Genomic DNA, 9,677 nt, shown 5'->3' with positions numbered 1-9,677 from the left:
GACTTCTGAAGAGACGGAGACCGGGGATCGAAGTGCTGTGGACAGTGTATTATTTCTTTTGCTTTCTTCATGGTTATTAAAGAAAAACTATATCTTTGCACTATCGAAGCAAACTTTGATCAAAAAGCAAAACAAAATGAGATATAGCTGTTTCCATCTTCTACTTTGGAGCCTTGTGCTGATCAATAATACATCTTGTCACCATAGAGACGAACCTGCTGTTACCTCCGCACGTACCGTTCTGGTTTACATCGCCGGCGAAAATTCTTTGGTAAGATTTACGGAGAAGAATATCACAGAAATGAAAACCGGTGTTAAGCAGATCAACCGCAAGACTGATAATCTGTTGATTTATATCGACGATTACAGTACTCCGCGCTTGATTAAATTGCATGTAGACGGTGCGGGAAACGTAACGGAAGAGACCATCAAGGAGTATGAGGAACATAATTCGGTATCCTCCTCAGTGATGAAACAGGTTATCGATGATGCCGTAAAGGCTTATCCTGCCGACTCGTATGGGCTGGTATTGTGGTCGCACGGCGACGGATGGATCCCTTCGCCTACGGGCGTATTAGCGAAGGCTACTACCCGTTGGTGGGGTGAGGATCTTTCTGTAAATCAGTATATGAATATCTCTGAGTTGAAGAGTGCGCTCGAAACGGCTCCGCATTTCTCGTTCATCTTCTTCGACGCCTGCTTCATGCAAAGCGTAGAAGTAGTGTACCAGTTGCGTGATTGTTGTGATTATTACATCGGCTGCCCGACGGAAATTCCCGGTCCAGGAGCCAATTACGAATATGTGGTGCCTGCCTTCTTCGATTATACGGACAAGGTGGGGAGGGCTATCGCCGCCGCATACTATCGTTATTATGCGCAGATTTATGATGACGGCCTGCATATCTCGAACGATAATTGGACGGGCGGCATATCAGTGAGCGCCATTAAGACCGGCATGCTCGAACACTTGGCTTCTACTACCGCACAAATCCTTCCTAAGTACATCGTCGAAAAGCAGACTATCAGCACGGAGGGTATCTTCAATTACGACAACCGGCAGGCGAAGTTGTATTACTATGACATGAATGAATTTATAGAGAGCCTGACCCAGGGAGGGAGCGATTATGTAACTTGGAAGGAGGCTTTTGACCAAGCGGTGATCTACTGGGCGAGCACTCCCCGTAACTATTCGGCCTTTGTCGGTATGTTCGATATCGATGCCAAGGCGGGCGGGCTTTCCATCTTCCTCCCCAATAAGACACAGTCGAGTTTGGTAAACTACTTGCACCGTTTCGACTGGTATAGGGATGCAGGCTGGGAGAAGACGGGTTGGTGAGCATCTGCTTGTGAATGAATAAGATATGACAAAGTTTAAACGCATATTACTGAAGCTAAGCGGCGAGAGTTTAGCTGGAAAAAAGGGATACGGCCTCGACGAGAATTGCCTTGCAACGTATGCACGGCAGATCAGGGAAATTTACGAGATGGGCGTGCAGATTGGAATCGTGATCGGTGGAGGGAACCTGTTCCGCGGGCTGAATGGTGTCTTAAAAGGCTTCGACCGGGTAAAGGGCGATCAGATGGGGATGTTGGCGACGGTTATCAATAGCCTCGCCTTGAGCAGCGCGTTGAGTGCCATCGGGGCTAAAGTTCGCGTATTTACGGCGATCCGTATGGAACCCGTGGGCGAGTTCTACAGCAAATGGAAAGCCATAGAGGCGTTGGAGGAAGGCGAGATCATTATCATAGCGGGGGGAACGGGTAATCCGTTTTTCACTACCGATACGGGGGCTTCGCTGAGAGGTATTGAGATCGAAGCCGATGTGATGCTCAAGGGAACCCGTGTAGACGGCGTGTATACTGCCGATCCGGAAACAAACCCCACAGCGACGAGGTTCGATGACCTCACTTACGACGAGGTGCTGAGCCGAAATCTGAAAGTGATGGATCTCTCGGCTATCGTGATGAGTCGCGATAATAAACTGCCTATCTGCGTGTTCAATATGGACGAGCCGGGCAACCTGAAGAAAATTGTTGAAGGAGAACCCATCGGCACTTATGTGCACAGCTGAAAAACGTTGAGCGAATTGTTGGAAAGTTCGAGAATAATCTGTATTTTTGTTTAAATCAAAATTATAACTTTAAATAAGAAAATATGGCAGACGCTAAAACTTATCTTAACGAGGCGGAGAAGAAAATGACGAATGCAGTCGAGCACCTGAAAGATACGCTGGCTCATATTCGCGCCGGTAAAGCGGACATCCGTCTGTTGGACGGAATCAAAGTGGAATCTTATGGCACCCTGATGCCGATCTCAAATGTGGCGGCCGTTACGATACCTGACGCCCGCAGCATAGCTATCAAACCGTGGGACAAGACCATGTTCCGCCCGATTGAGAAAGCGATTATCGATTCTTCATTGGGCATTATGCCAGAGAATAACGGTGAGGTGATCCGCATCGGCATCCCTCCGCTGACGGAGGAACGCCGTAAACAACTCTCCAAACAATGCAAAAACGAAGCGGAAGAGGCGAAAATGAGCGTGCGCAATACGCGCCGTGATGCGATCGAAGCCCTGAAGAAAGCCGTAAAGAACGAAGGCATGCCGGAGGATATGCAAAAAGACGGCGAGGCGAAACTCCAAAAGACGCATGACAAATACATTAAATTGATTGACGAAATCTTGGCCCAAAAGAGTAAGGAGATCATGACCGTTTAAGTTGGAACGACGTGCGCGGATTAGTGGTGAAGAGTACCGGGAGCTGGTACGAGGTGAAAACTACCGAAGGACCGGTGATACCCTGCAAAATTAAAGGCAATTTCCGCTTGAAAGGTATCCGAAGTACGAATCCCGTTGCCGTAGGTGACTATGTGCAAATCATTGTCAACGCTGAGGGAACTGCTTTCATTTCCGAGATCGAAGATCGGCGGAACTATGTTATCCGTAAAGCGTCGAACTTATCCAAACAATCGCATATACTGGCTGCTAATATCGACCAGTGTGTGCTGATCGTTACCGTCAACTTTCCAGAAACTTCGACCGTCTTTATCGATCGCTTCTTAGCTTCGGCGGAGGCCTATCGTATACCCGTCGAATTGATCTTCAACAAGATCGACCTTTATGACGAAGAGGAAACCCGTTCTTTAGAGAATCTAATTCGTCTTTATACGGACGTGGGCTATCCTTGTGTGAAAATCTCGGCTGTGTATCAGACGGGTATCGAAACTTTGTGCGAAGCCTTGAAAGGCAAGGTTAATCTCTTTGCCGGCAATTCCGGCGTGGGAAAGTCGACCCTGATCAACGCGATTCTGCCCGATCTGAAGCTGAAGACGGGGGAGATATCGGAGGTCCACAACAAAGGGATGCATACGACTACCTTCTCCGAGATGTTTCCTTTGCCAAACGGCGGTTATGTCATCGATACGCCAGGCATTAAAGGATTCGGCACTTTCGACATGGAAGAAGAGGAGGTCGGGCATTATTTCAAAGAAATCTTCAAAATTTCAGCGCGCTGTAAGTATCACAATTGCACCCATACGCACGAACCGGCCTGCGCCGTGCGCGAAGCGGTCGCGAATCGGTTGATCGGCGAATCCCGTTATGCCTCCTACTTGAGCATGCTGGGGGATAAAGACGAGAAGAAATACCGTGAAGCGTACTGATTGACGTAATGTTTTGTTCCGAAAAATCATTCGTCCGCATAGCGCGATGTATAAAAATAAGCGGGTGTACCATCCGACACATCCGCTTTATTGTCATGCTGCTTTTACTTCGAACAAGGCCACGGCTTGAGCTGTTTGAAGAAATCATTCCCCTTGTCGTCGACCAAGATGAAGGCAGGGAAATCTTTCACGCGGATTTTCCAGATCGCTTCCATACCCAATTCTGGGTATTCTACGCATTCGATAGACTTGATGCTGCTTTGCGACAAAACGGCAGCTACGCCTCCGATGGTTCCGAGATAGAATCCGCCGTGTTTCTGGCAAGCTTCGGTAACTACGTCGGTACGGTTGCCTTTGGCTATCATGACGAGCGAAGCGCCGTGCTGCTGGAACTCGTCCACGTAGGGATCCATGCGGTTGGCTGTCGTTGGTCCCATTGATCCGCACGGATAACCTGCAGGTGTCTTGGCCGGTCCGGCATAGAGAATCGGGTAATCCTTAAAGTAAGCAGGCATGTCTTCGCCGGCGTCCAAACGAGCTTTCAGCTTGGCATGAGCGATATCGCGCGCCACGATGATCGTACCGTTCAGGGAGACGCGGGTGCTCACGGGATATTTGGTAAGTTCGGCGCGTACAGTATCCATGCCTTTGTCGAGATCGATTTCAATGCCCGATCCTTCTCCCGGCTTGCGGTATTCTTCCGGAATGAGTTCGGTGGGGTTCTCGTCCATCTCTTCGAGCCAGATACCGTCTTTGTCAATTTTAGCTTTAATATTGCGGTCGGCGGAGCAACTTACACCCAAGCCGATGGGACAACTCGCCCCGTGACGCGGTAAACGAATGACGCGAACATCGTGTGCCAATGCTTTTCCGCCGAATTGTGCACCCAATCCGATTCGATGCGCCTCGTGAAGTAATCGCTTCTCCAATTCTACGTCACGGAAAGCGCGACCGGTTTCGTCACCGGTAACGGGCAGGTTATCGTAATAATGGATGGAGGCCAGTTTCACGGTGAGCAGATTGCGCTCCGCGCTGGTACCGCCTATGACGAAAGCAATGTGGTAAGGAGGGCATGCAGCGGTGCCTAATGTTTTCATCTTCTCTACTAAGAACGGAACCAAAGTGTCGGGATTCTGAATGATGGCTTTGGTCATTTGGTATAAGTAGGTCTTGTTGGCTGAACCGCCGCCTTTCGCTACGCAGACGAATCGATATTCCATGCCTTCGGTCGCTTCGATGTCAATTTGGGCAGGAAGGTTGCAGCGCGTGTTCACCTCGTCGTACATATTTAGTGGAGCGTTTTGCGAGTAGCGCAGATTGTCGGTGACGAAAGTGTTGTATACACCTCGACTCAGCGCTTCTTCATCGTCGAAGCCCGTCCATACCTGTTGTCCCTTCTCGCCGTGAATGATGGCGGTGCCGGTATCCTGACAGAAGGGCAAGATGCCCTTGCACGCCGTTTCAGCATTGCGCAGGAAAGTGAGTGCCACATACTTGTCGTTTTCCGAAGCTTCCGGATCTTTCAGGATGGCGGCTACCTGTTCGTTATGTGTGCGACGGAGCTTGAATTCTACATCGTGGAAAGCCTGTTGCGAAAGCAACGTCAACGCTTCCTTGCTGACTTTCAACATGGGTTTTCCTTCGAACTCGCTTACGGAGACTCCTTCTTTCGTAAGAAGTCGATACGTCGTATCGTCCTTGCCTGTCTGGAACATGGGAGCATACTTAAAATCTGGTGTCTTAGCCATATGGGTAGATTTTTAATGAATTAGTTATCAGTGTGACAAAGGTATGAAGTATGATTGAGATTTTTCTTTAATCGGACATAAAGTTTCCGCTTATTCGTACTTGGGGTAGAGGAAGTCATTATATGGATATTTCTGTACATGCAACTCGCACACCTTTTTATATACTTTCTCTTTGAGTTCGTTCACGTGAATTTTCTCCTTAGCTGAGATGAAGAGGCAATTATCGTCGAGTTTGGCCATCCATGTCTTCATCAGTTCTTCCAAGCTGACGTTTTCTTTTGTCTTCGGTGTCAGATCGTCCGTTTCTTTTTGAATGTAGGTATAGGCGTCGATTTTGTTGAAGACGATCATAGTTGGTTTCCCGCCCGCCCCGATTTCAGCGATGGTTTTTTCCACTACTTTGATCTGCTCTTCGAAGTCGGAGTGCGAGATGTCGACAATATGAATCAGCAGGTCCGCTTCTCGGACTTCGTCCAACGTCGATTTGAATGACTCTACCAAGTCGGTCGGCAGTTTCCGAATAAATCCTACCGTGTCGGAGAGGAGAAAGGGTAGGTTGTCGATGACCACTTTCCTGACGGTGGTATCCAATGTCGCAAACAATTTATTTTCGGCAAACACTTCACTCTTAGCGAGCAAGTTCATGAGGGTCGATTTGCCTACATTGGTATAGCCTACCAAGGCAACTCGGATCAGTCGCCCGCGATTCTTCCGCTGCGTAGCTTTCTGTTGGTCGATTTCAGCCAGGCGCCCCTTGAGCAAGGCCATCCGATTCAGAATGATGCGTCGGTCCATTTCCAACTGCGTTTCGCCCGGCCCGCGCAGTCCTACCGTGCCTTTGCCACCTCCAGCGCCCGATCCGCCACCTTGTCGTTCCAAATGTGTCCAGAGTCGTTGCAAGCGCGGTAACATATATTTGTATTGCGCCAACTCTACCTGCGTCTTCGCATTGGCCGTTTGCGCTCTCATCGCGAATATGTCGAGGATCAATGATGTCCGGTCGAGTATTTTCACTTTCAGTTCTTTCTCTATGTTACGGATCTGTTTGGCTGAGAGTTCATCGTCGAAGATCACCATGCCGACCTTCCGCTCAGCCTCTTCTTCCGTTTGGATATAATCTCGAATTTCTTCTAACTTTCCGGTCCCGACGTACGTCACGGCATTCGGTCCGCCCACTTTCTGAGTAAATCGCTTGATTACTTTCGCCCCTGCCGTGTGTGCTAAGAATTCCAGCTCATCCAGATACTCTTTGGTTTTGAATTCGTCCTGAACGGGAGTGATCAACCCTACTAATACGGCTGTCTCGGCCTTTGTTTCCGATATAACAAATTCTTTCATTCGATTTAAAATGGAATTATCCGATCATGAAATCGTACAAAAGTAGTGAAATGTAGAATGAAGTGCAAGAAAATAGAAAAATAAAAGAAAGTGTACCAAAACATTCGCCTCCTCTCGGATATTTCGCCATCGGTCGGCGGCAAAGCATCGTTCGGTGATTAGCAGTGGGCATACATTCGTCAGGCTCACGCGCCGACTGTCTTTCTTTTCACGATTCATTAACTAATGTCCAGGCGCGCTGACCTTCATACCCACGCTAACCACCGAACGATGCTCATCGAACACCGAGGGCGACCGATCCCGAGTTACCGGGGAAATCGAAATCCGTTCATCTCATCCTCTCGCCGAGATGCCTATCTCACGAGTAGTGGCATGCCTATGTCGTCTTCGGTGCTTCCATAGCTTGCTCCCTTTTATTCTTGACACACCCTCACCTCGAAGCCGGAGCTCCGATTGTAGTTGACCAGCGGGTTCACGTAGCCCGAGTGGAAGTACAGAGTCCACCCGCCGTACGCGCTGCCTGGTCCCGTCGTCCAGTAGTAGGCGTAGCTCCCCACGTAGGAGGGCACTGCGGTAAAGTTGTTCCGATAGCCCGAAGTGGGGAAAAAGACAGTGTCACCGGTGTGGTTCAGACCGCAATGGAAGTGCCAACCTTTGGCCCAAGGTCCCTGTACGTTGAACTGAGATTGAGTGGATGTGCCTTGCCCCGTTGTGGTAAAGCCGGTAAAGACGTTGCTTGGCGGGAGCTTGTATCCTGCGGGGCAAGGGTCGTAGATGGTCTTTACCACGAGGTTGTCGTTGGTTGAGGTAGTGTTGTTGTTTGCATCCCACAGGTTGTAATATTGGCCGTCCATGTAAGAGTTGGCATTGAACGTGCCGGGGGTCGTGATACCACGGGTGATACAAGCAGTGCCGGTAGGAAAGCTTTGGACGGCAGGAAGCTGGTTGGTATGGGTTGTTCCCGATGCGTCATACCATGTCTTGTTGATGCTGTTCGAGCTTCCGCCCGGCCCTTCCAATGCACCCACGAACGGGTCTTTCCGTCCCCATTGATAATAAGTGCTATTCCCAAGCTCTGTAATGGTCTGCGCTTTCTGTTTTACAGTAAACGTCTTTGGGGTAGCCGATGTGTACCCCGCTGTAGGTCTCTGCTTGAAGCGTACCTGCACGGTGCGCTCGGCATAGGTCTCCTCTTTCCCGTCGCACCAGCCGAGGTTGACAGTCATAATCTTGTACTTCCGGTTCTGGTAGTTGGTGATTTCCTTGTCGGGTGTGGTTGTTCCTATGGTTCCCGGCCTGTAGTCCGTCACCCAGATGTGCCAGCTCCACAGCACGGTGTTCGAGGCGTCGCGCACCGCCACCACGGCGTTACCTTGGCAGATGGTGGCCTGCCCCACGGTAAACTGGAGGAAATGGCGGTCGGCAGATAGTGCTACGTTCGTCACCAAGTTCTGCGCGTCTTGCCAGATAAGCGTGCACTTTGCCGGTGTACAATTGGCGTTGTTGTAGATGTACGGGTTGGTAATACCTACTCCCCGGTGGTTGATGAAGGTGCTCAATATATTACCGGAAGCGGGCGCCGAGGATGTGTAGGCGGAGGTATTGTTCCCCGTGCCGGGCACCTTGACGTAGTCCACGGCGTTGCCATACACCAAGGGTAGCTTATATCGCCCCGGGGCGTTTATGATGTAGCAGTTGGCCGTCCGCTGCATTGTAGTTCCTCCTTTGGTGGAAAGTTCGTAGATGCCGTTGATACCGTCGTTCACCGGGGTAGCTGCCTGTAAGGCTGCATTGTGTGAATTGTTTTCTACACCGGTCTGCCTCTCCACAGTGGCGGTATAGTATGCAGCCGAAGTGCCTCCCGCTCCGCTTTCGGTGAACGCCGTGAGCCATGCGGGCTTGGTGTTGCTCCAGCTCCCCCCGTTGTCGGTGGAGTATTCCACTTCCCAGGCTATGGGCACGTTGGCCGTTGCTCCTCCTCCGGATACGGAGGCGTAGCTTTTCACGGTGTAGGTATTGTTTCCTCCTTGATAGGTGTACTCCGCAGGTGCCGTCACCTCCAGCGTGGAGGTCACCGATATGCTGCTGGTGCTGATGCGGTAGACCACGGTCTTGCCCATGGGCCATGTCTTTCCGGCGATGTTTGCCGTGAGCGTGCGCTGCGTGTTGGTCAGCTTGTCGGTGTACTTCACTTCTATCTGCGCCCCCGAGGGCAGTGTCTGCGGCAGCATCATGAAGGTGGCGGCCGCGGTAGTCAGGGGTGTATTCGGCACCTGGGGGTCGGGTACCGTGGCTGCGGGCGAGAGCGTCAGTTCGAAGTTCCTCGCCCCGCTTAGGCTGTACCATGCCGGCGCTGCCTGCATGGGCAGCTTGCCCGTGCCGTACACATTCTTCAGCGTAATCTTCGACACCGTTCCGGCCAGCATGTCATCGCCCGTGACGAAGCGCACGGCCGTCAGTGCATGCTTCATGGTCAGCGGCTCGGCGGCGTTGCTGTTGCCCGGTCGGTCCGTGGAGGCTGCCACCAAGAGGTCTTTCTGGTCGGCCACATTGGCCGGCACGGTGTACGAGAGGTAGGGCAGCGTGCCCGGCGTTCCGTCGTTGAAAGCCGTCAGCCCCGCACTGCCGTAAGGCGCCGCGGCAAAGAAGCTGATGCGTTTGCTCGCTCCGGGCCAATGGTAGGTGGTGCTCCAGGCCTCACTCTTCTTCACCTTCACGGCACTCATGTACCTCTGGGCGCTCGGGCTTCCGCCCGTATAAGCCGCCGGCCAGCTGTGGGTGGCGGGATAGATAAATGCCGTCACCGCCATCTCGTCGTACATCGTGGCGTTGTCCACCGGCGCGGCTTTGGTGGTGGGTCCATTTTCGTAGTGGGCAGGCGTACCCTGCCCCATGCCGTCGGTTATCAGTGCATGCAGGTACAGCTGC

At 51.4% G+C, this 9,677-nt stretch carries 7 protein-coding genes; 4 read left to right on the top strand and 3 right to left on the bottom strand.

Going from position 1 to position 9,677, the window contains the following annotated elements; all coding sequences use genetic code 11:
* Positions 1 to 136: 136 nt before the first annotated feature.
* The 4 genes from BN102_RS10390 (at position 137) to rsgA (ending at position 3,663) form a co-directional block, all read left to right on the top strand.
* The gene (locus BN102_RS10390; RefSeq protein ID WP_036788040.1) at positions 137 to 1,336 is read left to right on the top strand and encodes a clostripain-related cysteine peptidase; all 1,200 of its coding nucleotides are present in this window, start codon (positions 137 to 139) and stop codon (positions 1,334 to 1,336) included.
* 25 nt (positions 1,337 to 1,361) lie between these two features.
* A complete protein-coding gene (pyrH, locus tag BN102_RS10385; RefSeq protein ID WP_019209087.1) occupies positions 1,362 to 2,072 on the top strand; it encodes a UMP kinase in 711 nt (236 codons plus the stop codon).
* Between the two features lie 83 nt (positions 2,073 to 2,155).
* Positions 2,156 to 2,719, top strand: a complete 564-nt coding sequence (gene frr / locus BN102_RS10380; protein WP_019209086.1) for a ribosome recycling factor — start codon at positions 2,156 to 2,158, stop codon at positions 2,717 to 2,719.
* Positions 2,720 to 2,730: 11 nt separating this feature from the next.
* Positions 2,731 to 3,663, top strand: a complete 933-nt coding sequence (rsgA, locus tag BN102_RS10375; protein WP_021311840.1) for a ribosome small subunit-dependent GTPase A — start codon at positions 2,731 to 2,733, stop codon at positions 3,661 to 3,663.
* Positions 3,664 to 3,767: 104 nt separating this feature from the next.
* Here rsgA and BN102_RS10370 read toward each other — a convergent pair whose 3' ends face one another.
* The 3 genes from BN102_RS10370 to BN102_RS10360 form a co-directional block, all read right to left on the bottom strand.
* Positions 3,768 to 5,411, bottom strand: coding sequence for a fumarate hydratase (locus BN102_RS10370; RefSeq protein ID WP_021311835.1), 1,644 nt, complete (start codon positions 5,409 to 5,411; stop codon positions 3,768 to 3,770).
* Positions 5,412 to 5,501: 90 nt separating this feature from the next.
* A complete protein-coding gene (gene hflX / locus BN102_RS10365; protein ID WP_019209083.1) occupies positions 5,502 to 6,749 on the bottom strand; it encodes a GTPase HflX in 1,248 nt (415 codons plus the stop codon).
* A gap of 413 nt (positions 6,750 to 7,162) precedes the next feature.
* Positions 7,163 to 9,310, bottom strand: coding sequence for a fimbrillin family protein (locus BN102_RS10360; RefSeq protein ID WP_198006563.1), 2,148 nt, complete (start codon positions 9,308 to 9,310; stop codon positions 7,163 to 7,165).
* Between the last annotated feature and the right edge of the window lie 367 nt (positions 9,311 to 9,677).

The organism is Phocaeicola abscessus CCUG 55929 (genome assembly GCF_000312445.1).
GTDB lineage: Bacteria > Bacteroidota > Bacteroidia > Bacteroidales > Bacteroidaceae > Phocaeicola > Phocaeicola abscessus.
Note: the sequence above shows the minus strand (reverse complement) of the source record. Positions and strands in the feature narration are given on the sequence as shown.